The 25224-nt window shown below is 65.1% G+C and carries 27 protein-coding genes; 16 read left to right on the top strand and 11 right to left on the bottom strand.

Features of this window, described 5'->3' with window-relative positions; all coding sequences use genetic code 11:
* Positions 1–41: 41 nt before the first annotated feature.
* Complete coding sequence (locus tag J2X44_RS00490; protein WP_310087307.1) at positions 42–404, bottom strand: response regulator; 363 nt, start codon at positions 402–404, stop codon at positions 42–44.
* Positions 405–493: 89 nt separating this feature from the next.
* On the opposite strand from J2X44_RS00490, the gene J2X44_RS00485 reads away from it, so the two are divergent.
* From J2X44_RS00485 to J2X44_RS00470, 4 genes are all read left to right on the top strand, one after another.
* A complete protein-coding gene (locus tag J2X44_RS00485) occupies positions 494–766 on the top strand; it encodes a DUF3572 family protein (RefSeq protein WP_310087305.1) in 273 nt (90 codons plus the stop codon).
* Positions 763–1407: an HAD family hydrolase gene (locus J2X44_RS00480; RefSeq protein WP_310087304.1), complete on the top strand. Its 645-nt coding sequence runs from the start codon at positions 763–765 to the stop codon at positions 1405–1407. The genes J2X44_RS00485 and J2X44_RS00480 overlap by 4 nt, the downstream gene beginning before the upstream one ends.
* A 9-nt stretch (positions 1408–1416) precedes the next feature.
* Positions 1417–1881 carry a RidA family protein gene (locus tag J2X44_RS00475; RefSeq protein ID WP_310087302.1) on the top strand — a complete coding sequence of 155 codons (465 nt, stop codon included), beginning with the start codon at positions 1417–1419 and terminating at the stop codon, positions 1879–1881.
* 171 nt (positions 1882–2052) lie between these two features.
* Positions 2053–3201, top strand: coding sequence for a GNAT family N-acetyltransferase (locus J2X44_RS00470; RefSeq protein ID WP_310087299.1), 1149 nt, complete (start codon positions 2053–2055; stop codon positions 3199–3201).
* Between the two features lie 105 nt (positions 3202–3306).
* Here the strand turns inward: J2X44_RS00470 and J2X44_RS00465 are convergent, their stop codons facing one another.
* On the bottom strand, positions 3307–3621 hold the full coding sequence (locus J2X44_RS00465; RefSeq protein WP_054589726.1) for a sel1 repeat family protein: 315 nt from the start codon (positions 3619–3621) through the stop codon (positions 3307–3309).
* A gap of 140 nt (positions 3622–3761) precedes the next feature.
* The gene (gene panC / locus J2X44_RS00460; protein WP_310088299.1) at positions 3762–4601 is read right to left on the bottom strand and encodes a pantoate--beta-alanine ligase; all 840 of its coding nucleotides are present in this window, start codon (positions 4599–4601) and stop codon (positions 3762–3764) included.
* An 85-nt stretch (positions 4602–4686) separates the two neighbouring features.
* Here panC and J2X44_RS00455 point away from each other — a divergent pair, with 85 nt between their 5' ends.
* The 6 genes from J2X44_RS00455 (at position 4687) to J2X44_RS00430 (ending at position 10525) form a co-directional block, all read left to right on the top strand.
* Positions 4687–5508: a division plane positioning ATPase MipZ gene (locus tag J2X44_RS00455; protein WP_310087297.1), complete on the top strand. Its 822-nt coding sequence runs from the start codon at positions 4687–4689 to the stop codon at positions 5506–5508.
* Positions 5509–5708: 200 nt separating this feature from the next.
* Positions 5709–7091: a phosphoglucomutase/phosphomannomutase PgmG gene (gene pgmG / locus J2X44_RS00450; protein WP_310087295.1), complete on the top strand. Its 1383-nt coding sequence runs from the start codon at positions 5709–5711 to the stop codon at positions 7089–7091.
* A 123-nt stretch (positions 7092–7214) separates the two neighbouring features.
* The gene (lptB, locus tag J2X44_RS00445) at positions 7215–8027 is read left to right on the top strand and encodes an LPS export ABC transporter ATP-binding protein (protein WP_310087293.1); all 813 of its coding nucleotides are present in this window, start codon (positions 7215–7217) and stop codon (positions 8025–8027) included.
* A gap of 14 nt (positions 8028–8041) precedes the next feature.
* Positions 8042–9511 carry an RNA polymerase factor sigma-54 gene (rpoN, locus tag J2X44_RS00440; RefSeq protein ID WP_310087291.1) on the top strand — a complete coding sequence of 490 codons (1470 nt, stop codon included), beginning with the start codon at positions 8042–8044 and terminating at the stop codon, positions 9509–9511.
* A 179-nt stretch (positions 9512–9690) separates the two neighbouring features.
* Entirely contained in the window at positions 9691–9816 is a 126-nt protein-coding gene (gene ykgO, locus J2X44_RS00435) for a type B 50S ribosomal protein L36 (protein ID WP_003046794.1), read from the top strand.
* A 97-nt stretch (positions 9817–9913) separates the two neighbouring features.
* Positions 9914–10525 carry an HAD family phosphatase gene (locus J2X44_RS00430; protein ID WP_310087290.1) on the top strand — a complete coding sequence of 204 codons (612 nt, stop codon included), beginning with the start codon at positions 9914–9916 and terminating at the stop codon, positions 10523–10525.
* Here J2X44_RS00430 and J2X44_RS00425 read toward each other — a convergent pair.
* Both J2X44_RS00425 and J2X44_RS00420 read right to left on the bottom strand, forming a co-directional pair.
* The gene (locus J2X44_RS00425; RefSeq protein WP_310087288.1) at positions 10510–11949 is read right to left on the bottom strand and encodes a serine hydrolase domain-containing protein; all 1440 of its coding nucleotides are present in this window, start codon (positions 11947–11949) and stop codon (positions 10510–10512) included. The two genes, J2X44_RS00430 and J2X44_RS00425, sit on opposite strands and share 16 nt — an antisense overlap.
* A gap of 107 nt (positions 11950–12056) precedes the next feature.
* Positions 12057–14222, bottom strand: coding sequence for a S9 family peptidase (locus J2X44_RS00420; RefSeq protein ID WP_310087286.1), 2166 nt, complete (start codon positions 14220–14222; stop codon positions 12057–12059).
* Between the two features lie 69 nt (positions 14223–14291).
* Here J2X44_RS00420 and J2X44_RS00415 point away from each other — a divergent pair, with 69 nt between their 5' ends.
* From J2X44_RS00415 to J2X44_RS00395, 5 genes are all read left to right on the top strand, one after another.
* Positions 14292–16130, top strand: a complete 1839-nt coding sequence (locus J2X44_RS00415) for an aminopeptidase P family protein (RefSeq protein WP_310087284.1) — start codon at positions 14292–14294, stop codon at positions 16128–16130.
* Positions 16131–16137: 7 nt separating this feature from the next.
* Positions 16138–16599: a thioesterase family protein gene (locus tag J2X44_RS00410; protein WP_310087282.1), complete on the top strand. Its 462-nt coding sequence runs from the start codon at positions 16138–16140 to the stop codon at positions 16597–16599.
* A 262-nt stretch (positions 16600–16861) separates the two neighbouring features.
* Entirely contained in the window at positions 16862–17329 is a 468-nt protein-coding gene (locus J2X44_RS00405) for a hypothetical protein (RefSeq protein ID WP_310087280.1), read from the top strand.
* A 34-nt stretch (positions 17330–17363) separates the two neighbouring features.
* Positions 17364–18314, top strand: coding sequence for a bifunctional diaminohydroxyphosphoribosylaminopyrimidine deaminase/5-amino-6-(5-phosphoribosylamino)uracil reductase RibD (gene ribD / locus J2X44_RS00400; RefSeq protein WP_310088298.1), 951 nt, complete (start codon positions 17364–17366; stop codon positions 18312–18314).
* Positions 18315–18323: 9 nt separating this feature from the next.
* The gene (locus tag J2X44_RS00395; RefSeq protein ID WP_310087278.1) at positions 18324–18941 is read left to right on the top strand and encodes a riboflavin synthase; all 618 of its coding nucleotides are present in this window, start codon (positions 18324–18326) and stop codon (positions 18939–18941) included.
* A 106-nt stretch (positions 18942–19047) separates the two neighbouring features.
* On the opposite strand, the gene J2X44_RS00390 is transcribed toward J2X44_RS00395, so the two are convergent.
* From J2X44_RS00390 to J2X44_RS00365, 6 genes are all read right to left on the bottom strand, one after another.
* The gene (locus tag J2X44_RS00390; protein ID WP_310088297.1) at positions 19048–19509 is read right to left on the bottom strand and encodes an MmcB family DNA repair protein; all 462 of its coding nucleotides are present in this window, start codon (positions 19507–19509) and stop codon (positions 19048–19050) included.
* A gap of 147 nt (positions 19510–19656) precedes the next feature.
* Positions 19657–20214, bottom strand: coding sequence for a single-stranded DNA-binding protein (ssb, locus tag J2X44_RS00385; protein ID WP_310087276.1), 558 nt, complete (start codon positions 20212–20214; stop codon positions 19657–19659).
* Between the two features lie 31 nt (positions 20215–20245).
* Positions 20246–22105 carry a ferrous iron transporter B gene (locus J2X44_RS00380; RefSeq protein ID WP_310087274.1) on the bottom strand — a complete coding sequence of 620 codons (1860 nt, stop codon included), beginning with the start codon at positions 22103–22105 and terminating at the stop codon, positions 20246–20248.
* Positions 22102–22368 (bottom strand): FeoA family protein, encoded by a 267-nt coding sequence (locus tag J2X44_RS00375; protein WP_310087272.1) that lies wholly within the window; start codon positions 22366–22368, stop codon positions 22102–22104. Before J2X44_RS00375 ends, J2X44_RS00380 begins: the two co-directional genes overlap by 4 nt.
* Positions 22369–22433: 65 nt before the next feature.
* Complete coding sequence (locus J2X44_RS00370) at positions 22434–23105, bottom strand: COQ9 family protein (RefSeq protein ID WP_310087269.1); 672 nt, start codon at positions 23103–23105, stop codon at positions 22434–22436.
* The gene (locus J2X44_RS00365) at positions 23105–24016 is read right to left on the bottom strand and encodes a DMT family transporter (RefSeq protein WP_310087266.1); all 912 of its coding nucleotides are present in this window, start codon (positions 24014–24016) and stop codon (positions 23105–23107) included. The genes J2X44_RS00370 and J2X44_RS00365 overlap by 1 nt, the downstream gene beginning before the upstream one ends.
* Positions 24017–24129: 113 nt before the next feature.
* Here J2X44_RS00365 and J2X44_RS00360 point away from each other — a divergent pair, with 113 nt between their 5' ends.
* Positions 24130–25215, top strand: coding sequence for an alkene reductase (locus tag J2X44_RS00360; protein WP_310087264.1), 1086 nt, complete (start codon positions 24130–24132; stop codon positions 25213–25215).
* The last annotated feature ends 9 nt before the right edge of the window (positions 25216–25224 follow it).

The following is a 25224-nucleotide window of genomic DNA, read 5'->3' as shown; positions in this document are numbered from 1 at the left end:
GGGGACGGCAGCAACCGGTCGAAACCGGTCGCTCACTCGGGTCAGGCAAACACCCCGACACTTTCGATGAACTTGATCACCGAAATCGGTTTCGACACATAGGCTTCGGCGCCCGCGGCGCGGATCTGTTCCTCGTCGCCTTTTCCCGCATAGGCGGTGACCGCCATGATCGGAACGCTGCGCAAGGTCAAATCCGCCTTCATCTGGCCGATCAGTTCAAGCCCGCTGACATGCGGCAGCTGGATGTCCATGATGATCAGGTCGGGCGTCACTTCGCGCGCCTTCGCCACCGCATCGCGGCCGTCGCGGACCGGGTGGGCGGTGTAGCCATGGGCGTTGAGCAGGTCACAGAACAGGCGCAGGTTCAGCTCATTATCCTCGACGACCAATATGGTCTTGCCCATGATACTTCGCTTCCCCACCTTGCGTTCGCGGCCCGTTTAGGCGAATCGGCGGCGCGACACAATTGCCTCCCGTTGAAGGGAAAAATGCCTTGCACGACGACGACGCAGCTTTGGCGCTTCACGCGCTCGGCTGGATATTGAGCGACGAACCGCGCGCCGAACGGCTGCTGGCGATGACCGGGCTTGGTCCCGATACGCTGCGCGGGTCGCTCGGTGATCCCGCGACCCTCGCCGCGATCCTGTCGTTCCTCGCGGCGCATGAGCCCGACCTGGTGACTTGCGCCGAAGCTCTGGCGGTGCGGCCGGAGGCGTTGGTGGCCGCCGCGCTTCGGCTGGCGGGCGACGAGAGGATCGAGGCATGAGCCGCCCGCTCGTCATCACCGATTGCGACGAAGTGCTGATGCACATGGTCGTCCCCTTCGCTGAATGGGTCGACGCCGAACATGGCGTCTTGTTCCGCATCGAGGACGCGAGCTTTGCCGGGGCGCTCAAGCGCAAGGAATGCGGGACACCGCTGGAGGCGGCCGAGGTCTGGCCGCTGCTCGACAGTTTTTTCCGCACCGAGATGACCCGGCAATATCCGATCCCCGGCGCGCTCGCCGCCATGGCGGCGATCGCCGAACAGGCCGACATCGTCGTGCTGACCAACGTCGGCCCCGACCATCAGCAGGCGCGAATCGACCAGCTGGCGCTCCATGATTTCCACGCCCCGGTGATCGGCAGCCGCGGCGGCAAGGGCGAACCGGTGCGCCGCCTGATCGAACAATATCGGCCGCCGGTCGCGGTGTTCATCGACGATCTGGCGGGGCATCATCATTCCGTGGCGCAGGAAGCGCCCGACGTGTGGCGGTTGCATCTGGTCGGCGAGCCTGCGATCGCGGACAAGATCGCGGCGTCGAAACATGCCCATGCCCGCATCGACGACTGGACCGCGGCGCAGGACTGGATCCTCGCGCGTCTCGCCGAAAACATTCCCGCCCCCGCCCCCCAGACGGCATCGTAAGGACATATCATGGACATCACCGCCAAACTCGCCGAACTCGGTCTTGAACTGCCCAAGGCGGCCGCGCCGGTCGCCGCCTATGTCCCCGTCGTCGAACAGGGTGGGATGCTGTACGTCAGCGGCCAGCTGCCCTTCCGCGACGGACAGGTCGTGACCGGACGGCTGGGCGACGACATGGACGTCGCGGGCGGCCAGGACGCGGCGCAGCGCGTCGCGCTTATGCTCGTCGCGCAGATCGGCCAGGCGCTCGGCGGCGACTGGTCGCGCATTGAGCGCGTCGTCAAGCTCGGGGTGTTCGTCAACAGCGCCCCCAGCTTCACCGATCAGGCGAAGGTGGCCAATGGCGCATCGGAATTGTTCGAGACGCTGTTCGGTGACGCGGGCCGCCATGCGCGCGCCGCGGTCGGCGTCGCGGTACTGCCGCTCGGCGCCGCGGTCGAGGCTGACGCGATCGTCGCGGTGAAGTCGGCATAAGCGAGCCTTGACGAGCCGTTGGTCAGCACCTTCCCCGTTCGTCCTGAGGAGCCATTGAGCTTGTCGAAATGGCGTCTCGAAGGACTTGGCGCGGTGCATGGTCCTTCGAGACGGGCCTTCGCCGGGCTCAGTCCCTCCTCAGGACGAACGGCAAGCGAAGGATGCATATAGATGGCTGAAGCCGACCCGCTTGCCCGCACGATTTCGCTCGGCACCGGTGTCGCTGCGCTCGATCCCGCAGCGTGGGACGCGCTGACGGGTGGCAGCAATCCGTTTGTCGGCCATGCTTTCCTGTCGCTGCTGGAGGAATCGGGCAGCGTCGGGCCGGGCACCGGGTGGCAGGCGGCGCCGCTGCTGGTCGAGGATGAAGCGGGCGGGCTGGTTGCCGCCGCGCCCGCCTATCTGAAATCGCACAGTCAGGGCGAATATGTGTTCGACCAGGGGTGGGCCGACGCCTGGACGCGCGCGGGCGGCGACTATTATCCCAAGCTCCAGATCGCGGCGCCCTTCACCCCGGTGCCGGGGCCGCGGCTGCTGGCGCGGGACATCGACGATGCGCGGCTGCTGATCCGTGCGGCGGAAGCGGTGATCCGCCAGAACGGTCTGTCGTCCGCCCATGCCACCTTTGTCGCACCCGAACAGATGCCGCTGTTCGAAGGCGCGGGGTGGCTGGTGCGCCGCGACATCCAGTTTCATTTCGCCAATGCGGGTTACACCAGCTTCGACGATTTCCTTGCCACGTTGACGTCCGCCAAGCGCAAGCAGCTTCGCAAGGAGCGGGCCCGCGCTGTTCAAGGTCTGCGGATCGAGGAATTGACCGGCGATGCGATCCGTCCCGAGCATTGGGACGCGATGTGGCTCTTCTATCAGGACACCGGCGCGCGCAAATGGGGGCAGCCGTATCTCACCCGTGCGGCGTTCGACCTGATCGGCGACCGAATGGCGGAGCAGATCATCCTGCTGCTGGCGTATGACGGCGAGCGGCCGGTGGCGGGGGCGTTGCATTTCCTTGGCGCTGATACGCTCTACGGACGCTATTGGGGGTGCCTGACCGACATTCCCTATCTGCATTTCGAGCTGTGCTATTACCGCGCGATCGACATCGCGATCGCGCGCGGGCTGACGCGGGTAGAAGCGGGCGCACAGGGCGGCCACAAACTGGCGCGGGGCTATGGCCCAGTCGCCACCTGGTCGGCGCATTTCATCGCCGATCCCGGCTTCCGCCGCGCGGTGGCCGATTTTCTGGACCAGGAACGCCGCGCCGAAGAAGTCGAGATGGAATGGCTTGAAGGGCACATGCCCTTCCGGCGGGCCGACTAGTCGTTCGCCACTTTCGTCACCCCGGACTTGATCCGGGGTCTATGCGTCGTGGCCAGACTGGATGCCGGATCAAGTCCGGCATGACGAGAATAATATCGTGAAGGCTTAAGCCGCAAACCGCCGTGCCGCCGGACGGCGTGCGGTTTCGTCGAGCCAGGCGCGTGCCTGGCGCTGCGCTTCGGCGATTTCGTCGCGGCTCATTTCGTCGGACAGGTCGGCGCGGCATTGCTGGCCTTCCTTGTTGCCGCCGAGCGCCGCAAGGTTGAACCATTTATGCGCCTGGATCAGGTCGACATCAACCCCGCCGGTGCCGGTCGAAAATGCGATCCCCAGATCGAAATAAGCATTGGCGTCGCCGCGGGCCGCATCGAGCAAGCGGCTTTCGATCAGATACTGCGCGGACTTCAGACTGTTGGCCATAAAAACCCCCTGTCGCCTCCCCCCACAGGAGGCTTCGGGGCTCAATCTTGCGGCTTATGGTCAACAAAGCGTTAACGCACCCGGCGATTTCTTGTGGATAGCACGCCGAAATGGCGGAATTCAGCCGTTTCCGGTCGGCGTCAATCGACCGGATAATTGTCAATCAGCCTCGTTTTGCCGATTCGCGCCGCGGCGAGCAGTCGCGCCGGGGTGCGAAATTCGCGCAATCTTTCAAGGCTGTCGGCGTCGGCGAGCGCGACATAATCGACGCTGTCGAAGCCGCCCGCGACGATTGCCGCCGCAGCTTGGGCGAGCGTTTCGCCGACATCGTCGCCGCGTGCGATGGCCATCACGGCGGCTTTCAGCGCATCGGGAAAGGCCGTTGCACCGGCGCGCTGCGCGGGCGACAGATAGGCATTGCGCGACGACAGCGCGAGGCCGTCGGGATCGCGAGCGATCGGCGCGCCCAGGATGTCGAGGTGAAAATCCAGATCGCGCGCCATGCGGCGGATGATCGCGAGCTGCTGCCAGTCCTTTTCCCCGAAAATGGCGATATCGGGGCGGACCTGATTGAACAATTTGGCGACGACGGTTGCAACGCCGTCGAAATGGCCGGGACGCGCGGCGCCGCAATAATCGGCGCCCAGCTCGGCGACCTCGATATGGGTGCTGTGACCGCCGGGGTACATGACGCTGACGTCCGGCGCCCACAGCAGGCTGACGCCTTCATCGACCAGCAGCGCGGCGTCGCGGGCTTCGTCGCGCGGATAGGCGGCAAAATCCTCGTTGGGGCCGAACTGGGTCGGGTTGACGAAGATCGAAACGACGACATGGTCGGCAACGCGCCGTCCCATCTGCACGAGCGAGAGATGGCCGTCGTGCAGCGCCCCCATCGTCGGCACCAGGGCGACGCTTTTGCCGCCCTGTTTCAGCGCTGCGATGGCGCGATGCAGCGTGGCGATATCACGGATGATTTGCACGCTTGCCCAGCCTCCGATATTGGCGGCGCAACTGCACCACTCGCGGCGCCGCCATGCGCCGCCAACCGGAAAATCGCAACTGCCCATGACGAACAGCGCGACCAAGCCCGCACCGCACCGCATCATCTTTGCCAATGAAAAGGGCGGGACCGGAAAATCGACCTGCGCGGTGCATTTTGCGGTCGCGTTGGCGAGCCAGGGCTGGAAAGTCGCCGGGCTCGATCTCGATCCGCGCCAGCGCACGTTCCACCGCTATCTCGAAAATCGGACGAACACCGCAAAGCGCCGCGATATCGAGCTGCCGATGCCGCATTTCGAGGTGTTCGAAGGCTCCACGATCGAGGAACTCGACGCGCAGGTCGCGCGGTTGACCGCCGATTGCGACTATTTTGTCGCTGACACCCCCGGCCGCGACGATGTGTTCGCGCGCCATCTGGCGATGACCGCCGACACGCTGGTCACCCCGATCAACGACAGCTTCATCGATTTCGACCTGATTGGGCAGGTCGATCCCGAGACGTTTCAGGTCACCCGCCCCAGCTTTTATTCCGAACTGATCTGGGACACGCGCAAGGCGCGTGCCAAGACCGACGGGCGGACGATCGACTGGATCATCCTGCGCAACCGGCTCCAGCATGTCGACGCGCACAATATGCGCCGCGTCGGTGAGGCGCTCAGCCAGCTGTCGCGCCGCGTCGGCTTTCGCGTCATCCCCGGGCTGGGCGAGCGCGTCATCTATCGCGAATTATTTCCCGCCGGGCTGACCTTGCTCGACAAGGCGCATCTGGGCGGCATGGGCATCGGCCATGTCGTCGCGCGGCAGGAGTTACGCGAGGCGATGGGCGGCTTGAACCTGCCCGCGCGCGAACGCTTCCATCCCGACGGCGACCTCTTCGCCGCCGCCTAGAAAGTCATCCGCTACCCAATTTTCCGTTCGTGCTGAGCTTGTCGAAGCACCGCTCTTATCTTGAGGTAAAGGCAAGAACGGCCCCCTTCGACTGCCTGCAAGGCACGCTCTCAGGACAGGCTTCGACAAGTTCAGGGCGAACGGGTTAAGAGAATGGCGCCATGCTCCCAATCTTCTCTCCCCCCAATGAGGACACCCCAATGACTCATATCTTCCATCCCACGATGCTGCGCGAATATGACATCCGCGGCGTCGTCGGCGACACTTTGTCCGCCGCCGACGCCTATGCGATCGGGCGCAGTTTTGCGACGCTGGTCGCGCGCGCCGGGGGCAGCCGGGTCGCGGTGGGCTATGACGGGCGGCTGTCGTCGCCGATGCTGTGCGATGCGCTGGTCGCGGGGATCAACGCGGCGGGGATCGACGCGCTGAATGTCGGGCTGGGGCCGACGCCAATGCTCTATTATGCGGCTTCAACCGAAGAGGTGGACGGCGGCATACAGATAACCGGCAGCCACAATCCCCCCGACTATAACGGCTTCAAATTTGTGATGCAGGGGCGGCCCTTCTATGGCGCCGATATTCAGCGGATCGGCGAAATGGCCGCCGCGGGTGATTGGGAGGCGGGCGAGGGCACGGTGCAGAGCATCGACATCGTCGACGCCTATGTCGACCGGCTGGTCAACGGGTTCAGCGGCGGCGCTTTCCGCATCGGCTGGGACGCCGGCAACGGCGCCGCCGGAACCGTCATCGAAAAGCTGACCGCGAAGCTGCCGGGCGAGCATCATCTGTTGTTTACCGACATCGACGGCCATTTTCCCAACCACCATCCCGATCCCACCGAGGAAAAGAATCTGGCCGACCTGAAGGCGCTGGTCGCCGACAAGCGCCTCGATTTTGGCGTCGCATTCGATGGAGACGGCGACCGCATCGGTGCGATCGATGGCGAAGGTCGCGTGATCTGGGGCGACCAGCTATTGCAAATCTATGCCGCGGCGCTGCTGCGGGATCTGCCGGGGGCAACGATCATCGCCGATGTGAAGGCCAGCCAGGCGCTGTTCGACCGCGTCGCCGAGCTCGGCGGAACGCCTTTGATGTGGAAGACCGGCCACAGCCTGATCAAGGCGAAGATGAAGGAAACCGGCAGCCCGCTGGCGGGCGAGATGAGCGGCCATGTGTTTTTTGCCGACCGTTATTACGGCTACGACGATGCGCCCTATGCTGCGGTGCGGCTGATCGAGGCGGCGACGAAGCTGGGACAGAGCGTCACCGACTTGCGCGGCGGCATGGCGCCGATGGTCAACACCCCCGAGCTGCGCTTTCAGGTCGATGAGGTGCGAAAGTTTGCCATTGTGGAGGAAGTTCTGGCGCGGCTCACCGCATCGGGGGCCAAGGTCGATCGCACCGATGGCGCGCGGGTGCTGACCGATGATGGCTGGTGGCTGCTGCGCGCCTCGAATACCCAGGATGTGCTGGTGGCGCGCGCCGAGGCCACCGACGAAGCGGCGCTGGCACGCCTGCTCGCTGCGATCGACGAACAACTGGCGCTGTCGGGGATCGTGCGCGGGGAGCAGGCGGGGCATTAGCCTTTTCTCCCCTCCCGCAAGCGGGAGGGGAGCAGACTGCCCTGCAAATATCTTGCCAGATTGACCTTCGCCGCGTCGCTGGGGTAACGGCTGCATGAGGGTAGACATGGAACTGACCAGCCTATGACCGACGAATCCACGGTGAATACGCTTTCCGACGCCGACCACGGCGTCGCCGAACATCAGGCGCACGCACGCGACGATGCCGCGTCGGGCAACGGCCTCGCGGTCATTTCGATCGCCAAAAGCTATGACAAGCGTACCGTCCTGTCCGACGTGTCGCTGTCGGTCGGCAAGGGCGAGGTGGTTGGCCTGCTCGGCCCCAACGGCGCTGGCAAGACCACCTGTTTCTATTCGATCATGGGGCTGGTGAAGCCCGACGCCGGGCGCATCATGCTCGACGGATCGGACATTACCGCACTGCCGATGTACCGCCGCGCGATTCTTGGCCTCGGCTATCTGCCCCAGGAAACCTCGATCTTTCGCGGCATGACCGTTGCGCAGAACATCGGCGCGGTGCTCGAACTCAGCGAGCCCGACAAGGTGTCGCGCGAGCGGCGGCTCGAAGAATTGCTCGACGAATTCGGCCTCACCCGGCTGCGCGATTCGGCGGCGATGGCGCTGTCGGGCGGCGAACGGCGCCGCGCCGAAATCGCCCGCGCGCTGGCCGCGAACCCGTCGATCATGCTGCTCGACGAACCTTTTGCCGGGATCGACCCGCTGTCGATCAGCGACATTCGCGACCTCGTTGCCGATCTGAAGACACGGGGCATCGGGGTGCTGATCACCGATCACAATGTCCGCGAAACGCTCGACCTCGTCGACCGCGCCTGCATCATCTATGACGGCAAGGTGCTGCTCGCGGGTTCGCCCGAAGAGCTGGTCGCCGACCCCGAAGTGCGCCGCCTCTACCTCGGCGAAGGCTTTTCCCTGTGAGGTCATAACGATCCATGGCGTTGGGTCCGCGCCTCGATCTCCGCCAGTCGCAATCGCTGGTGATGACGCCGCAGCTGCAGCAAGCGATCAAGCTGCTGGCGCTGTCGAACCTCGAACTCGAAACCTATCTGGCCGAGGCGCTGGAGGGCAATCCGCTGCTCGATACGGCGTCGCCCGACAGCGATGGCGGCGCAAACGACTTGACCGATGATCGCGGTGACGATGCCCCCGCGACCGAGGCGGCGTCGCTCGACGCCGATCAGGCGCTGGCGGCGGACAGCGGCACCGCCAACGACCTCGACGTCGATCTGACCGCCGACAGCTTTCACCACGACAGCGCCAGCGACAACGTCGGCCTGTCGGGGGCCGACAGCGAAGGCATCGATTTCGACAGCTTCGCGGGCGAGGATGAAACGCTGCACGCCCATCTGCTGGCGCAGGTTGGCGAACGCTTCGGCGGGCTGGAGGCGATGATCGCCGAACAGCTGGTCGCGCTGATCGACGAGGCGGGGTATCTGCGCGCCGACCTCGCCGACGTCGCGCAGCGGCTGGGCGTGCCGCTGGCGCTGGTCGAGCGCGTGCTCGCGGGGGTACAAGGCTTCGATCCGTCGGGCGTCGGCGGCCGCGACCTCGCCGAATGCATCGCGATCCAGGCGCGCGAGGCCGACCGCTACGACCCCGCGATGGCGACGTTGATCGCGCATCTCGATCTGGTCGCCAAGGGTGCCTTTCCGCAATTGAAGCGCATCTGCGGGGTCGATGACGAGGATTTGGCCGACATGATCCGCGAGCTGCGCGGCTATGATCCCCGGCCGGGGCTGAAATTCGGCGGCGATGCGGCGCAGGCGGTCGTCCCCGACCTCTATATCCGCCGCACCGCGGCAGGCTGGGCGGTCGAAATCAACAGCGGCACCTTGCCGCGGCTGCTCGTCAACCGCCGCTATTACACCGAACTGGCGACCGGCGCCGCGGCGAAGAGCAAGGCGTGGCTGTCCGAGCAACTGGCGGGCGCCAACTGGCTGGTCCGCGCGCTCGATCAGCGCCAGCGCACGATCGTCAAGGTCGCGAGCGAGATCGTGAAGCAGCAGGAGGGCTTTTTCCTGCACGGCGTCGCGCACATGCGCCCGCTGACCCTGCGCCAGGTCGCCGAGGAAATCGGTATGCACGAATCGACCGTCAGCCGCGTCACCAGCAACAAATATCTCAGCTGCCCGCGCGGACTGTTCGAACTCAAATATTTCTTCTCGAGCGGCATTTCGGCGACCGAGGGCGATGGTGCGGTGTCGGCCGAAGCGGTGAAGAGCCGAATCAAGGCAATGATCGAGGCCGAAGACGGCAAGGCGATCCTGTCCGACGAGACGATCGCACAGAAATTGTCGGCCGAAGGCCACGACATCGCGCGGCGCACCGTGGTGAAATACCGCGAGGCGATGGGTTATGGCTCGTCGGTGCAAAGGCGGCGGCAAAAGGCGTTGGCGGGGTAAAGCGCCGCCCTACCCTCGTCACCCCGGACGTGATCCGGGGTCCACGCGGTCGAGCGCGGCGATGGATCCCGGATCACGTCCGGGATGACGAAAAAGGGCGGCAGCCGGTTGACTTTTTACCCGCATCCCCATAGTTGCGCCGCTTCGCGTCAACACGCCAAGATTTACGGATAAGAACCATGAAGATTCGCAACAGCCTGAAGTCGCTGAAGGACCGCCACCGCGATAACCGCGTTATCCGCCGCCGTGGCCGCACCTATGTGATCAACAAGACCAACCGCCGCTTCAAGGCGCGCCAGGGCTGATGCCCCGGCGCGGGGCAGAATCGCCCCGTTTGCTTTTGACGAACAGCGAACCGCCGTCGGATACTTCCGGCGGCGCTTTCGCGTGGGTGGAACGGGCATGATTCGGCAAAGCGTGATCTTCGACGTCGGGCGCGTCCTGTTCGACTGGGACCTGCGTTATCTGTTTGCCAAGCTGATCACCGATTCGGACGAGCTGGAATGGTTCGTGTCGAACGTGGTGACGCCGCAGTGGCATTTTCAGCACGACGCGGGCCGCCCGCTCGCCGACATGCTGCCCGAGCTCAAGGCCGAGTTTCCCGATCATGCGTCGCTGATCGACGCCTATGCCGCACGCTTCAACGAAACGATCCCCGGCCCAATGCCGGGCAGTCTCGAGCTGATCCAACGGCTGGACGATGCGGGCGTGCCGCTGTTCGCAATCACCAATTTTGGCCATGAATTCTGGGAAGGCTTCCGCCCGACCCAACCGATCTTCGACCGCTTCCAGGACATCATCGTGTCGGGGACCGAGAAATTGATGAAGCCCGACCCCGCGATCTACCGCCTCGCGATCGAGCAATTCGGCATCGACCCCGCGGGCGCGCTTTTCATCGACGATGTGGCGGCAAATGTCGCGGGCGCCGAATCGGTCGGAATTGCGGGACATCTGTTCAAAGGCGCGGCGATGCTCGAAGGTGATCTGGTCCGGCGCGGCTATTTGCCGGGCTGATCGAAGCGCAGCACGAGGCGTCGTCCGGTCGCAATCTCCGCGGCAAAGCTGCCATCAGCCTGCGCGCGCAGATCGGCGATACCGAACGGATTGACGAGTCCGGCGCGGGCGAGGCCGCCTTTCGGGTCGAGCCCGATCAGCGTGAGCGGCGCGTCGGTCCGCTGCATCGCGGTACCGAAATAGCGGCGCATCGCCGTATGCTGGTCGGCGGTGCCGATGCACAGGCCCTGTTTGATCCGAAAGCGGACGGTGCCCTCGACCGCGACGTCACCGAAGGTGCCGCTGTAGCGCTGCGTGTCGATCGGGCAGGCGGCGGCGGTCAGCTCTGCCGGGGCTGGCCGGAACGGCGCCGCGATCATCTGTGCCGTCGGCTCCATCCGCGACACCCATGAGGCATTTGCCAGCACGCTGACCGCGGAGCGTTCGGCGCGCCACAGACCGACGGTGCTGCGCGCGCCGATCGCGCTGCCATTGTGATGGACAAAAGGTGCGCCATCGGGGTCGCGGCTGATCCGCCAGCCAAAGCCGACGTCATAATCGGGTTCGCCCGCAGGCCGCCCGTCGGCGAGCAGCACCGGCACCAGCATGGCATCGAAGGTGGCGGGGCGAACAATCTTGGCGTCGATCATCTGCCCACCGAAGGTGGCGACCGCGCCCGCCGTCCCGCTCAGCCCGCCGCCGCCCCAGGTATAGCTGAAGTCGTGCCGCGGCATTTCGACCATGCGTCCGGTTTCGAAGCCATAGGCGAGCGATGCATTGGGATCGCCGCCGTGTGTTGCGTCGGCGCGGATCGCGAGTCCCGGCACCAGCTTCTGCGCCACATAGTCGGGGAAGGATCGGCCCGCGTGCTCCTCGACCAGGGTGCCGAGCAGAGTGTATCCCCATGACGAATAGCTGTAGGCGGTGCCGGGCGTGCTGAGCAGGTCGCGATTGGCGAAAATCGCGACCGCCTCGCGCCCGGTGCGATAATGCACGGCGCCGCGATCGCGATCGACGTCCTGATAATGCGGCAGCCCCGATGTATGCGCGGCGAGCTGGCGTGGGGTGATCGCGGGCCAGCGGGCGTCGAGCCATGGCAGCTGCGCTTGCACCGGTTCGTCAAGGTCGAGCGCGCCCTCTTCGGCGAGCTTCGCGGCGGCGGTGACAGTGAAAAGCTTGGACACGCTGGCGAGGCGGAACAGTGTATCGCGCGTCACCGGCGCATCGCCTTCGACATCGCGCAGCCCGCTCGATCCCTCCCAGACGATCTGCCCCTCCTGCCACACAGCGGCGCCCATGCCCGGCACGCCGTTGCTCTCGCGCAGTGTATCGAGCAGGCGCTGGGCTATGATGGCGGCGTCGGCGACCGTTTCGGCTTGGGCGGTTGATGCGCTCGCCAGCAAAGCCATGAGGCCTGCAACGCACGCGGTCGATCTTGTCTTCATTCCGTCTCTCCCTCGGTAAAGGGGAGGCGGTGATCGCGAGCTGTCGCACCGATGTGCCGAAATGTCGTGCGCTTGTCGCAGGCCTTCGGGCTATCGGTACCGGTACATCATTTCTCCACGCCGAGCTGCGTTAGCACGAACGCAAACTCCTCAGCATCTTCGCGCAGCGCGCCCCAGCGGCCCGATTTGCCCGCATGGCCCGCGCCCATGTTGGTGCGGAGCAGCAGCTGGGCATCGTTGGTGCGCGTGGCGCGCAGCTTGGCGACCCATTTGGCGGGCTCCCAATAGGTCACGCGCGGATCGTTGAGGCCCGCCGACACCAGCATCGGCGGATAGGCTTTCGCGGTGACATTGTCATAGGGGCTGTAGCTCAGCATATAGTCGAACGCCGCCTTGTCGGTGATCGGATTGCCCCATTCGGGCCATTCGCCGGGGGTCAGCGGCAGCGTTTCGTCGACCATCGTGTTGATCACATCGACGAAGGGGACGCCCGCAAGCACGGCGCCCCACAGCTCGGGCGCCTCGTTATAAACGACCCCCATCACCTGCCCGCCGGCCGAACGGCCCTCGATCGCAATCTTGCCCGCGCTGGTATATTTCGCCGCGATCAGGCCTTTGGCGACGTCGATGAAATCGTGGAACGTGTTTTTGCGTTCGGTGGTCTTGCCCGCCAGATACCAGGCCCGGCCTAGGTCGTCGCCGCCGCGGACATGCGCGATGGCATAGATCATGCCGCGATCGACCAGGCTGAGCCGCGTCGTCGAGAACCCCGGCGGGACGCGGTAGCCGTAGGAGCCATAGACATAGAGGTGCGTCGGCGCGCTGCCGTCGCGCGGCGTGCCTTTCTTATAGACCAGCGACACCGGCACCGGGGTGCCGTCACGCGCTGGCATATTTACCAATTCGGTTACATAGTCATCGTGATTATAACCCGATGGAATTTCCTGCACCTTCAGCGTTTCCAGTTTGCCGCTCGCCAGATCATAATCGAACACCGTATCGGGGGTGACCATCGATTCATAATCGAGCCGCAGCTTGTCCTGATGATATTCGGGATTGTCGCCAAGACCCGCGACATAGGTCGCCTCGGGGAACTGGATCCGGCCCGCAGTCAGCGGCGCGTCGTAGCGGCGGACATCGACCTGATCGACCCCCTTTTCGCGCGATTCGAGGACGAAATAGTCGCGGAATATCGCGAGTCCGGTGATGTATGTTGTGTCCGACCCGGCGATCAAAGTCGTCCACGCGTCGGGCTTGGCGAGGCTCGCGGTCGCAACGCGGAAATTGGCGTGCTCGTCATTGGTATGGACGTAGAGCGTGCCGTCGCGCTCATCGACGCTATATTCGCGGCCCTTTTTGCGCGCCGATACCAGCTGCATCGTCGCCTCGGGATTGTCGGCGGGCAGCAGATAGACTTCGCTCGTCTCATTATCGCCCGTCGCGATGACGATATAATTGTCCGCGGCGGTCTTGCCGATGCCGACCCCGAAACCGATGTCCGCCTCCTTATAGAGCAATTTGTCCGTGCTTACCGGGGTGCCGAGCTTGTGCAGCCGGACATTGTCAGTCCGCCAATTTTCGTTGGCCAGGCCATAGAGCAGCGCGTCGTTATTCGCGGTCCACACCAACGAAGACAGCGTGCCGGGAATGACGTCGGGCAATGCCTTGCCGGTCGACAAATCGGTGAAGCGCACCTCGAACCGTTCGGAACCATTGTCATCGACGGCATAGGCCATCAGCGTGCCATTCGGGCTGATCGACACGTCGGACAGGCGGAAATATTCCTTGCCCGCTGCCATCGCGACCTCATCGAGAATCAGGACCGGATCGCCGGAGCCTGACGCCGACTTGCGATACCATTTCTTATACTCGGCACCTTCTTCATATTCGACCCAGTAAATCCAGTCGCCGTCCTTTTGCGGCACGCTCGAATCGGCCTCCTTGATCCGCCCCTTCATCTCCTGAAACAACGTTTCGACCAGCGCCGCGTGCGGTTTCATCGCCGCGTCGAAATAGGCGTTTTCCTGCTTCACATAATCGAGAACATCCGGATCATCGATCACCGGATAGCTGTCGTCCTTCAGCCAATGATAGGGATCGGACAGTTTTTTGCCGTGCAGCACCGTGTCGTGCGGACGCTTGGCGGCGACGGGCGCGGCGGGCAGGGCAGGGGTTGGGCTGGTCAATGCGGGGTCTTTCTGTTGGGCAAGCAGGGGCGATGATGCGACAAGCGGGGTGGCAATTACTGCCAGAAACAGCCAAATAGCGCGCATCGGAAAATCCCCCGCGGTGTCGCCCGATATGGGCGGGATCGTCCGCGATGTAGGAACAAGGAACCTGTGATGTCCAGCGCCATCCCCGGATTGTCATATGCCGATCGTCTCGCCCGCGTCCGCGCGGCGCTCGCTGCGCGCGGGCTCGACGGCTTTGTCGTGCCGATCAGCGACGAGCATATGAGCGAATATGTCGGCGATTATGCCCAGCGCATGGCGTGGTTGACCGGCTTTGGCGGGTCGGCGGGGACTGCGGCGGTGCTGCCCGAAAAGGCGGCGGTGTTCATCGACGGGCGCTATACGGTGCAGGTCCGCGATCAGGTCGACGGGTCGTTGTTCGACTATGTCGGGGTGCCGCAGTCGAGCGTGGCCGAATGGCTGAGCGCGAACGTCAGCGCGGGGCAGAAAATCGGCTTCGACCCGTGGCTGCACGGCATCGACTGGGCGCGCAGCCTGGGCAAGGCGCTGACTGCCAAAGGCGCGCAGCTGGTCGCGGTGGATCAGAACCCGATCGACGCAGCGTGGGAAGACCAGCCCGCGCCGAGCGCCGCGGTGGTGACGGTCCATGATGCCGCGCTGGCTGGCCAGAGCGCGGTCGAGAAGCGCGAAGTCATCGCCGACTGGCTGAAGGCGCAGGGTCTCGACACCACGGTGATGACCGCGCTCGATTCGATCGCCTGGGCCTTCAACATTCGCGGCACCGACGTCAGCCACACCCCGGTGGGGCTGGCCTTTGCCTTGCTCCATGCCGACGCGACCGCCGATCTGTTCATCGCGCCCGAGAAAATGACCGATGCGGTGCGCGCGCATCTGGGCAACAGCGTGCGCATCCATGATCGCGATGCGTTCGAAGCGGCGCTGGCCGCGCTCAAGGACAAAAAGGTCGCGGTCGACCCTGACCGTGCGGTCGCCGCGATCTTCACCGCCCTCGACGCCGCGGGCGCGAAGATCGAACGCCACCGCGATCCCGCGGTGCTGCCCAAGGCGATCAAGAACGAGACCGAACTCGGCGGCACCCGCGCCGCGCATGTCCGCGACGGGGTCGCGGTGTCGCGCTTCCTGCGATGGATGGAGGATGTCGCGCCGCAAGGCGGCCTCGACGAACTCGGCGCCGCCGCCAAGCTGCGCGCGTTCCGCGACGAAAATGGCGCGCTGGTCGATCTGAGCTTCGATACCATTTCGGCGGCGGGGCCGAACGGCGCGCTGCCGCATTACAAGGTCGATGAAACGACGAACCGGGCGATCGAGACCGGGACGCTGTATCTGGTCGATTCGGGCGGCCAATATGCCGACGGCACCACCGACATCACGCGAACGATTGCGATCGGCGCGCCGACCGCCGAGATGCGCCGCCGCTTCACGCAGGTGCTGAAGGGCCATATCGCGCTCGCGACGGCACGCTTTCCGAAAGGGACGCGCGGCAGCCAGCTCGACATCCTCGCGCGCCAATATCTGTGGGCCGACGGGGTCGATTATGCCCACGGCACCGGCCATGGTGTCGGCGCCTATCTGGCGGTGCATGAGGGGCCGCAGCGCATCGCCAAGCCCGCCGGCGGGCAGGCGGGGACCGAAGAACCGCTGCACGCGGGCATGATCCTGTCGAACGAGCCCGGCTATTACAAGGCGGGCAGCTTTGGCATCCGCATCGAAAATCTGGTCATCGTCGTGCCGCTGGCGATCGACGGGGCAGAGGAGGACATGCTGGGGTTCGAGACGATCACCTTCGCCCCGATCGCGCAGAATCTGGTCGAAACCGCGCTGCTGTCGCCCACCGAGGCCGATTGGCTCGACGCCTATCATGCCAGCGTGTTCGCCAAGCTGGCACCTGGGATGACGGACGTCGATCGCGCCTGGCTCGAAGCGGCGTGCGCGCCGCTCGACCGCACCCCCGCCGCACTCGCGGCCTGACGCGGTCATGGATCGCAGCAACTGGGACGTGCCGCGTGAAGATTTTCGCGTTCATGAGACGATTCGGGTGCGTTTCAACGAGATCGACGGCCAGAACATCGTCTTCAACGGCAATTATCTGGTCTATGCCGATATCGGCGTGACCGAATATTTCCGCGCCCTCGGAGAAGGCCAGCCTGGGCCCTATTTTCACCAATATGGTACGGATATTCGCGAGACGCGGTGCGAAATCGAATATCATGCGCCCGCGCGGCTGGACGAGCAGATCACGATCGCGGCACGGGTAAGCCAGTTCGAACGGACCAGCTTCACCGTTCATTGCGCGATTTTTCGCGGCACCGAACGGCTGACCGATATCGCGATCAGCTATGCGCATCTCGACTTGGACAGCGGTGGTGCTACCCCGCTGCCGGGTAGTTTTATCGCTGAAGTGCGCCGATTCGAAAAGCGGATGCCAGCGCAGGCGTGATTCGCGAAGCACAGGCGGCGCCGGAAATCGCAATCTCTCAACCAAAAAGGTCGAAAAAAAAGGGCCACCCGGGGGTGGCCCATGAAAGTTTTGGGAGAGGATGCCTAAAAGGCATGCTCATATTGCAGCGCACAAAAAATTGTGCAACTGCGAAATAGACATCTGCACTTGCATTTTTTGCAATCGTCGGCGGGCCAAGCCATCATCCGGTGCAATCCACCTCCCCCTCGCAAATTGCCGCGACATCGCCTAAATTGAACACATGGGAATGTTCAACAACGTCGATGTCGGCGGCGGCCTGTCCGATTTCTGGGCGTATATCCGCGAACCGCGTCCGCACCGCTGGGCCAGCTGGGGCGTGGCGATCGTCCTGCCGTTCGTTATCTTGTACGGCTTTTCCGAACATCTGATTCGCACCGAAGAGCCGAAGGCCGAGATCATCTATTTCGAAAACTGGTCGGTAGACCGCAGCGCGGCCGAGATTCGCGCCGACTGGGTTGCGCGCGCCAAGGAAACCACCCGCGCCAACGCCGAAAAGCGCGCCGAATATCAGCGGCTCGCCGATCGGCTGGGGGTCGAATATGATTCGGCCGAGGCCGACAAGGTGACGCGCGAAACGTTGGGCGCCGAAGCGGCGGCGGCGGCGAAGCAGCAAAAGCCGGTGGCTGCCACGCGTTCGACCCTCGCCGAACGCGCCGCGCGCGCACCGCAACCGCAAACTGCCGACTGAGCTTATGCAGCGTCCGCCAGCCGACGCCGACTGGATGGCGGCCGCCATTGCGCTGTCGCGGCGCGGCCGGCCCGCGTCGGCGCCCAATCCCAATGTCGGCTGCTTGATCGTCAAGGATCACCGGGTCGTCGCGCGCGGCTGGACCCAGCCCGGTGGCCGCCCGCATGCCGAGGCGACAGCACTCGCCGCAGCGGGCGACGCGGCGCAGGGCGCCACCGCATACATCACCCTCGAACCCTGCGCCCACCCCAGCCCGCGCGGCCCCTGCTGCACCGACGCGCTGATCGCCGCGGGTATCGCGCGCGTTGTCATCGCGGCGCAGGATCCTGATCCGCGCACCGATGGAGCGGGCATTGCGCGCCTGCGCGATGCCGGGACCGAGGTGGTCGTAGGCGTCTTGTCCGCCGAGGCGCGCACCGCGATGGCGCCGTGGTGGACGCGGCAGGCTGCTGGTCGGCCTTTCGTCACGCTCAAGCTCGCGACGTCGCTCGACGGCTGCATCGCGCGGTCCGATGGATCGAGCCGCTGGATCACTGGCGAGCGCGCGCGGGCGCATGGTCATCTCGAACGCGCCCAGCATCAGGCGATCCTCGTCGGGCGCGGGACGCTCGAAGCCGATGCGCCGAGGCTCGACGTGCGCCTCCCCGACCTTGCTGCGCGCAGCCCGCGCAAGCTGTTGCTCACGAGCGGCGATGCTCCCGACGGCTGGACGGCGGTGCGCGCGCCGGCGGGAGTCGATTCGCTCGACGTCGATTCGGTGCTGGTCGAGGGCGGCGCGGGGGCAGCATCTGCCTTCCTTGCCGCCGACCGCGTCGATCGGCTGCTGCTTTACCGCGCTCCGATCCTGATCGGTGGCGGCAAAGCTGCGCTGGGGGACATTGGTCTCACCGATCTAAGTGACGCCCACGGCCGCTGGCACCTGACCGACAGCCGCCTGCTTGGCAGCGACCGGCTGGACGTCTACCAGCGGGTCAGAGAAGGATAAGCGTTCCCCATGTTCACCGGCATCATTACCGACATCGGCGCCGTCCGTTCGCGCGAGGATCGCGGCGACACACGGCTGGTCATCGCCACGCGCTATGACACCGGGACCATCGACCTGGGGGCGTCGATCGCCTGTTCGGGGGCGTGCCTGACGGTGGTCGACAAGGGTGCTGACGCCGACGGCGACTGGTTCGCGATCGATGCGAGTGCCGAAACGCTGGCGCGCACCGCGGCGGGAATGTGGGATGCGGGTCGCCGCCTGAATCTCGAACGCGCGCTGAGGGTCGGCGATGAGTTGGGCGGGCATATTGTCACCGGGCATGTCGATGCGGTGGGGACCATCGTGTCGGTCGTCCCGGTCGGCGACAGCGTGACGGTCACCGTCGCAGCGCCCGCGTCGCTCGCGCCGCATATCGCGCCGAAGGGATCGATTACCGTCGACGGCGTATCGCTGACCGTGAACGACGTGACCGACCAGCCGAATGGCGAAGCGCATTTCACGCTCAACATCATCCCGCATACCCAGGAAATGACGACGCTGGACGAAGCAGCGGCGGGGCGCCCGGTCAATCTCGAAATCGACATTCTCGCGCGCTATCTGGCGCGGATGCAGGCGCGCGGCGCCTAGTTTCTTTTTGTCATTGCGAGCGAAGCGAAGCAATCCAGAGCGGTCTACGCACACTCTTGGATTGCCGCGTCGCTTCGCTCGTCGCAATGACGAAGTTTGTGACCGACTATCCGTCGACCCAACCCGCCGCCAGCTCCGGATCCGCCGCCACCATCGACCGCCGCATTGCGAGCCGTCCGATTCGCAGCAGTTCGGCCTTGCGGCGCGCGGGGGCGAGGTTGCAGCTCGCCGCCTCGCGCACCACGGCGGCGCCATAGCGGTCGGCGATGATCAATCCGGATGTTGCAGGACGATAATCGGCGGTGTCGAGGATCGCGGGGTCGAGCCCCGACGCTAATGCCCAGTAAAAACGGTCGCACCAGTCGCAATAGTCGGGCCATTTGCCGTCGCCGTGCAGGTCGGCGCGGCTGACCTTGATCTCGACGATGGTGATGTTGCCCTTGGCGTCGATCGCGGTCAGGTCGGTACGCCGTCCGTTCGGCAATGGCACTTCCGGGATCGCAACCAGTCCCGCCTGCGCGAACAGGCGGCACACGCCGCGCGCGACGTCGGCGGCGGTGATTCCCATCTCGGCGCTGGTGCCGACTAGTCCAACCACGGTCTTACCTACCACCGTTCGCCCTGAGCTTGTCGAAGGGCCGTTCTTCTTTGCTGCGACGTCATAAGAAAGGACGGTGCTTCGACAAGCTCAGCACGAACGGATTTGGGGTTTTGCTCAGAACGGAACGTCGTCGTCCAGATCGTCGTCGAAGGGCGGGCGTCCGCCGCCGCTGCCGCTGCCACTCGAACCGCCGCCAAAGCCGCCGCCCGATGAGCCGCCGCCGCCCTGGTTCCAGCCGCCGCCCGCACCACCGCCCGACGAACCGCCGCTCCAGTCATCGTTCCCGCCGCCGCCGCCGCGCGAACCGCCGCCGCCGCCGGGCGCGCCGTCGAGCATCGTCAGCGTGCCGCCCATGCCGGCGATCACCACTTCGGTGGTATATTTGTCGTTGCCGTCGCGGTCCTGCCATTTGCGGGTGCGCAGGCTGCCCTCGATATAGACTTTCGAGCCTTTTTTCAGGAAACGTTCGACGACCCCGACCAGCCCTTCGCCGTTGATCACGACATTATGCCATTCGGTGCGCTCCTTGCGCTCGCCGGTCATCCGATCCTTCCACTGTTCGGACGTCGCGATGCGGATGTTGGCGATCTTGCCGCCATTCTGGAACGACTTGATTTCGGGATCGGCGCCCAGATTGCCGATCAATATTACCTTGTTGACGCTGCCAGCCATGCCGCTCCGCTCCGCTTGATTGTGGGAAGGATCAGCCTAGTCCGAAGGCAACGGCTGTCCAGTAAGTGATACCTGCCGCGGCATAGGCGAGCGCGAACAAATAGCCAACCATGAACAGCGGCCATTTCCACCCATTGGTCTCGCGCCGGGTGATCGCGATCGTCGAAATGCACTGCGGCGCGAACACGAACCACGCCAAGAAGGCGAGCGCTGTCGCGATGCTCCAGCGACCGGCGATGCGGTCGCCGAGCGCCTCGGCCATTGCTTCCTCATCGTCGCCTGCGTCGATCGCATTGGCGGTTGCCATCGCCGACACCGCAACCTCGCGCGCCGCCATGGCGGGGATCAGTGCCAGCGCGATATCGTGGTTGAAACCGATCGGCTGGACGACGACCTCGATCGCGCTCGCGATGCGGCCGCCGGCGCTATATTCGACCTGGCTCTGACCGGCCGGTGCCTGCGGAAAGGTCAGCAGCAGCCACAGGACCACCGTCGTCGCAGCGATGATCGTCCCGGCGCGGCGCAGGAAGATCCAGGCGCGCTGCCATAGCGCGATGGCGATGTCATTCACCCGCGGCCATTGATAGCGCGGCATTTCCATCATGAAGCCCGTGGCATTGCCCTTGGTCACCGAACGGCGGAGGAAAAAGGCGACGAGCAGCGCGCCGACGATGCCGCTCAGGAACAGGCCGAACAAGACGAGCCCCTGCAACCCGATCGGCGTATTGCCGACATTCCGCGCCGGGATGAAGGCGCCGATGATCAGCGTATAGACAGGCATGCGCGCCGAACAGGTCATCAGCGGCGCGATCAGGATCGTCGTCAGCCGGTCCTTTTCATCCGGGATCGCGCGCGTTGCCATGATCCCGGGCACCGCACAGGCAAAGCTGGACAGCAGCGGGATGAAGCCGCGGCCAGACAGCCCGACCTTGCCCATCAGCCCGTCCATCAGAAAGGCGGCGCGCGTCATATAACCCGACGCTTCGAGCAGCAGGATGAACAGGAACAGGATCAGGATCTGCGGCAGAAAGACGACGACCGCGCCGACCCCCGCGAGCAGCCCCTCGACCACCAGCCCGCGCAGGAAATTGTCGGCGAACGTGCCGACCACCCATGCCTGGACTACGCCGATCACGCCTTCGAGCGCGTCGGCGAACGGTGTTGCCCAGGAAAAGACCGCCTGGAACATCAAAAACATCAACGCGACCAGGATGACGAGTCCGCCGACAGGGTGGAGCGCAATATTGTCGACGCGCTGGGTCCAGCGCCGCACCGGCGTCTCGTCGACGGTCGCGGCGCGCGCGATCGCCCGGGCGCGCTGGTGCAGCGCGGCGTCGTTTAACGGAGCAGCGAGGGCGGCGCGCGGCTGGTGCGACCGGATCGCGCCATCGACCGCAGCGAGCAATTCGGTGAGGCCGCGCTTGCGCACCGCGACCGTCGGCACGACCGGGACGCCGAGTTCTTTCGACAGTCGCTCGGCATCGAGGGTCAGCCCGTCGCGTGTCGCCAGATCGAGCATGTTAAGCGCGACCACGGTTGGCAGACCAAGGGCGAGCAGTTCGAGCGCGAAGCAAAGATGATTGTCGAGGTTCGCCGCGTCGAGCACGACGATCAAGGCGTCGGGCTGCGTCTCGCCCGCCTGACGACCCAGAATCACGTCGCGCGTCACCGCTTCGTCAAGGCTGGCGGGGGTCAGGCTGTAGGTGCCGGGCAGATCGATCAGCGACAGCGGCCGGCCATCGGAAAAGCTGCTATGCCCCGCCTTGCGCTCGACGGTGACCCCCGGATAGTTGGCGATCTTTTGCCGCGCGCCGGTCAACGCGTTGAACAGGCTCGATTTCCCCGCATTGGGATTGCCGACGAGCGCGATGGAGGGAATGGCGGCGGTCATGCGGCGCCCTCTTGGCCCACGATGTCCTCGACGGCGATCGCCGCGGCCTGACTGCTGCGGATGATCACCTTCATCCGCCCGATCGTCAGCGCCAGCGGATCGCGCGAAAAAATGCTGCCGCGGTGGTGAGGGGTGACCTCGCACCCTTCCAGCAAGCCGAATTCACGCAGGCGGCGCCCCTCGTCTTCGGACATCGCGTTCCAGTCGATACGGGTAATCCGCACGGTGACGCCGAGCGGCGTCTTGTCGAGCAAAGCTGTCATTTGCGAGCGATTATCAATATCGGTGCGCGAGCGCCAGTCCGAAGATTGATGCGCGTGGATACAGCCTAACGCCCCGGATAGCGGAGCCGCCCGACGAAGCGGGCGAGGCTGGGGCGTTCGATGCTGCGTGACGCGCGGCGGTATTTCCAGCTTTCGAAACGCATCACCTGATCGATCCGGCGGCCCAAAAAGGCGCGGGTATCGGCGAACCCCTCGCTCTCGTCATTCAGGAATACAGCCATCGTAGCGGCATAGACGGCGCCGAGGATCGCGCGCTTGCTGTAGTGATTATAGTCGGTCGCGGTGTCGCCCGCGAGCCGCCACATCGCATCGGCGCTGCGCCAGCCGAGCTTGGCAGCAAATGGCACATTGGTGGGCAGCGCCAGCAGCGCGAGCGCGCGGCGCAGCGCCTCGCGATCGGGGGCCAGCAGGTCGATGCGCGTTTCGACGAGGGTGGTGATGCGCTCGCGGATTTTGAGCGCCGCCAGCTTTTCGGCGGGCCATTTCTCCGCCATGCGATCATCGATGGCGGCGAACCACGCACTGACCATGTCGCGCCCGCCGCCCGGAAAGGCGAGGCGGGCGACGTCGGGATCGACCGCCGCGCGCTGCGCGGCATCGGCGAGTGCGGCGGCGCTGAATCCGTCGAACGCCGCCGATTGCGCGATCAGCGGCGCCAGCGCGGCGCGAATCTCGTCGAGGGTCGGATCGGCAGGAAGGATCGAGGCCATAGGCATCAGATAGGCGCGGCGCGGCGGTTCGGCAACCGGATCAGCACCAGCGCCGCACCGACCAGCATTCCGCCGAAAATGTCGATCGGCCCCAGCAGTTCGCCGAACGCCAGCCAGCCCGCCAGCGCGGCGACCGCGGGCTGAACCAGCAGGGTCAGTCCGATGACGAGCGGCGAGAAACGCGGCAGCGACCAGGTCATCAGCCCCTGCCCGATGATCTGGCTGGTCAGCGCCAGCAGAATCAGCGGGGTCCAGTTCTGCGGCATGATCGCCTCGCCCAGCGCCAGCGCGGTGCCGAGCAGGATCGGGACGCAGACGATCGACGAAATGCCCAGCGCGGTCCACGGTTCGAGCGTGTCGCGCACCCGCTGCATCAGGATCACATAGACGGTGTAGAGCACCCCCGCGAGCAGGCTGAGCAGGTCGCCGACCAGATAGGCGGGCGACAGTTCGTAACTTTGCCCCATCAGCAGCGCCGATCCGGCAAAAGCGAGCAGGATCGCCAGCGCCTGCCACCCGCGCGGCCAGCTGCGCGCGAGAAAAATCCCCCAGATCACCAGCAGCAGGCTGGCGCAATTGCCGAACAGGGTGGCGTTGGCGACCTTGGTCTGGAGGATGCCGATGTGCCAGGCGACGAGGTCGAGCGCGAAGAAAATGCCCGCGGCGCTCGCCACGATGATGGCGTTTCGCGGCGGCAGCCGCCCGCCACTCTCGCGCCACGCCAGCGCGAGCAGGAAGGGCAGCGCAATCGCCATGCGCCAAAAGGCCGAGGCGGTGGGTCCGGAGTCGGCCAGTCGGACGAGCAGCGCGCCGATCGACAGCGAAATATTGCCCGCCAGCAAGGCCAGAAAGGCCCAGCGCCCGGTGATCGGCAGCGCAGCGTCTTTCGCGTCGAGGCTTTCGATCTTGGCTGTCATTTAGATTTTCTTTTGATACTCACCATTGTGCAGGCACCGCAGCATCCATAGCTCTGCGGGCCATAGCGGCGCCCCGAACGGTCGTCGCCGGAAATTTGGAACGTGGAGGATTTATGGCCGTATCGCTTTTCGACCCGATCAAGCTGGGCGCCATCGCGGCGCCGAACCGCATCATCATGGCGCCACTGACCCGCGGCCGCGCGGCCGCCGGGTTTGTCCCGACTGAACTCGCGGTCGAATATTACCGCCAGCGCGCCTCGGCGGGGCTGATCATTTCGGAAGCAACCGGCATTTCGCAGGAAGGCCTCGGCTGGCCGTCGGCGCCCGGGCTGTGGACCGACGCACAGGTTGAAGGCTGGAAGCCGGTGACCGACGCTGTCCATGCCGCGGGCGGACGCATCGTGGCACAGCTGTGGCACATGGGGCGGCTGGTCCATTCGGTGTTCAACGATGGCAAGCCGCCGGTGTCGGCATCGGCAACGCAGGGTGAGGGCCGGGCGCATACGCCGGTCGGTCGCCGCGATCTTGAAGTCGCGCGCCCGCTCGAATTGGCTGAAATTCCGCGACTGATTGCCGATTATGCCAAGGCGGCCGAGAATGCGAAGCGCGCCGGGTTCGACGGGGTCCAGCTCCACGGCGCCAACGGCTATCTGATCGACCAGTTCCTGCGCGACAACAGCAATTTGCGCGATGATGATTATGGCGGCCCGGTCGAGAATCGCATCCGGCTGTTGCGCGAAGTGACCGAAGCGTTGATCGGCGTCTGGGGCGCCGACCGCGTCTCGGTGCGCCTGTCGCCCAATGGCAATTCGCAGGGTGTCGATGACAGCAATCCCGAGCCCTTGTTCACGGCGGCCGCGGCGGCGCTCGATACGCTCGGCATCGGCTTCCTCGAACTGCGCGAGCCCGGTCCTGACGGCACCTTCGGCAACACCGACGTGCCGAAGCAGTCGCCGGCGATCCGCAAGGTGTTCAAAGGCCCGCTGATCCTCAACAGCGACTATGATGTCGCCAAGGCCGAAGCGGCGCTGGCGAGCGGGGTGGCGGACGCAATCGCCTTTGGTCGCCCCTATATCGGCAACCCCGATCTGGTCGAACGGATCAAAAGCGGCGCCGCATGGGCCGCGGATAACCCGCAGACCTGGTACTCGCCGGGCGCCGAGGGTTACACCGACTATCCGGCGCTGGTGGACGCGTAAAACGTCATC

The organism is Sphingopyxis sp. BE259 (assembly GCF_031457495.1).
In the GTDB taxonomy this organism is placed as follows: Bacteria; Pseudomonadota; Alphaproteobacteria; order Sphingomonadales; family Sphingomonadaceae; genus Sphingopyxis.
This window is presented reverse-complemented; position numbering and strand designations above follow the sequence as displayed.

Excerpts from the sequence above, each read along its gene's own strand:
- J2X44_RS00480 (WP_310087304.1), top strand. The coding sequence starts at position 763 with ATGAGCCGCCCGCTCGTCATCACCGATTGCGACGAAGTGCTGATGCAC.
- J2X44_RS00420 (WP_310087286.1), bottom strand. The coding sequence starts at position 14,222 with ATGCGCGCTATTTGGCTGTTTCTGGCAGTAATTGCCACCCCGCTTGTC.
- J2X44_RS00370 (WP_310087269.1), bottom strand. The coding sequence starts at position 23,105 with ATGCCTATGGCCTCGATCCTTCCTGCCGATCCGACCCTCGACGAGATT.
- lptB (WP_310087293.1), top strand. The coding sequence starts at position 7,215 with ATGACCGACGAATCCACGGTGAATACGCTTTCCGACGCCGACCACGGC.
- ribD (WP_310088298.1), top strand. The coding sequence starts at position 17,364 with ATGGCGGCCGCCATTGCGCTGTCGCGGCGCGGCCGGCCCGCGTCGGCG.
- J2X44_RS00425 (WP_310087288.1), bottom strand. The coding sequence starts at position 11,949 with ATGAAGACAAGATCGACCGCGTGCGTTGCAGGCCTCATGGCTTTGCTG.
- J2X44_RS00380 (WP_310087274.1), bottom strand. The coding sequence starts at position 22,105 with ATGACCGCCGCCATTCCCTCCATCGCGCTCGTCGGCAATCCCAATGCG.
- J2X44_RS00395 (WP_310087278.1), top strand. The coding sequence starts at position 18,324 with ATGTTCACCGGCATCATTACCGACATCGGCGCCGTCCGTTCGCGCGAG.
- J2X44_RS00410 (WP_310087282.1), top strand. The coding sequence starts at position 16,138 with ATGGATCGCAGCAACTGGGACGTGCCGCGTGAAGATTTTCGCGTTCAT.
- J2X44_RS00430 (WP_310087290.1), top strand. The coding sequence starts at position 9,914 with ATGATTCGGCAAAGCGTGATCTTCGACGTCGGGCGCGTCCTGTTCGAC.
- J2X44_RS00490 (WP_310087307.1), bottom strand. The coding sequence starts at position 404 with ATGGGCAAGACCATATTGGTCGTCGAGGATAATGAGCTGAACCTGCGC.
- J2X44_RS00405 (WP_310087280.1), top strand. The coding sequence starts at position 16,862 with ATGGGAATGTTCAACAACGTCGATGTCGGCGGCGGCCTGTCCGATTTC.
- J2X44_RS00365 (WP_310087266.1), bottom strand. The coding sequence starts at position 24,016 with ATGACAGCCAAGATCGAAAGCCTCGACGCGAAAGACGCTGCGCTGCCG.
- J2X44_RS00390 (WP_310088297.1), bottom strand. The coding sequence starts at position 19,509 with ATGGGAATCACCGCCGCCGACGTCGCGCGCGGCGTGTGCCGCCTGTTC.
- J2X44_RS00360 (WP_310087264.1), top strand. The coding sequence starts at position 24,130 with ATGGCCGTATCGCTTTTCGACCCGATCAAGCTGGGCGCCATCGCGGCG.
- pgmG (WP_310087295.1), top strand. The coding sequence starts at position 5,709 with ATGACTCATATCTTCCATCCCACGATGCTGCGCGAATATGACATCCGC.
- J2X44_RS00455 (WP_310087297.1), top strand. The coding sequence starts at position 4,687 with ATGACGAACAGCGCGACCAAGCCCGCACCGCACCGCATCATCTTTGCC.
- ykgO (WP_003046794.1), top strand. The coding sequence starts at position 9,691 with ATGAAGATTCGCAACAGCCTGAAGTCGCTGAAGGACCGCCACCGCGAT.
- J2X44_RS00470 (WP_310087299.1), top strand. The coding sequence starts at position 2,053 with ATGGCTGAAGCCGACCCGCTTGCCCGCACGATTTCGCTCGGCACCGGT.
- J2X44_RS00375 (WP_310087272.1), bottom strand. The coding sequence starts at position 22,368 with ATGACAGCTTTGCTCGACAAGACGCCGCTCGGCGTCACCGTGCGGATT.
- ssb (WP_310087276.1), bottom strand. The coding sequence starts at position 20,214 with ATGGCTGGCAGCGTCAACAAGGTAATATTGATCGGCAATCTGGGCGCC.
- rpoN (WP_310087291.1), top strand. The coding sequence starts at position 8,042 with ATGGCGTTGGGTCCGCGCCTCGATCTCCGCCAGTCGCAATCGCTGGTG.
- J2X44_RS00465 (WP_054589726.1), bottom strand. The coding sequence starts at position 3,621 with ATGGCCAACAGTCTGAAGTCCGCGCAGTATCTGATCGAAAGCCGCTTG.
- J2X44_RS00475 (WP_310087302.1), top strand. The coding sequence starts at position 1,417 with ATGGACATCACCGCCAAACTCGCCGAACTCGGTCTTGAACTGCCCAAG.
- J2X44_RS00415 (WP_310087284.1), top strand. The coding sequence starts at position 14,292 with ATGTCCAGCGCCATCCCCGGATTGTCATATGCCGATCGTCTCGCCCGC.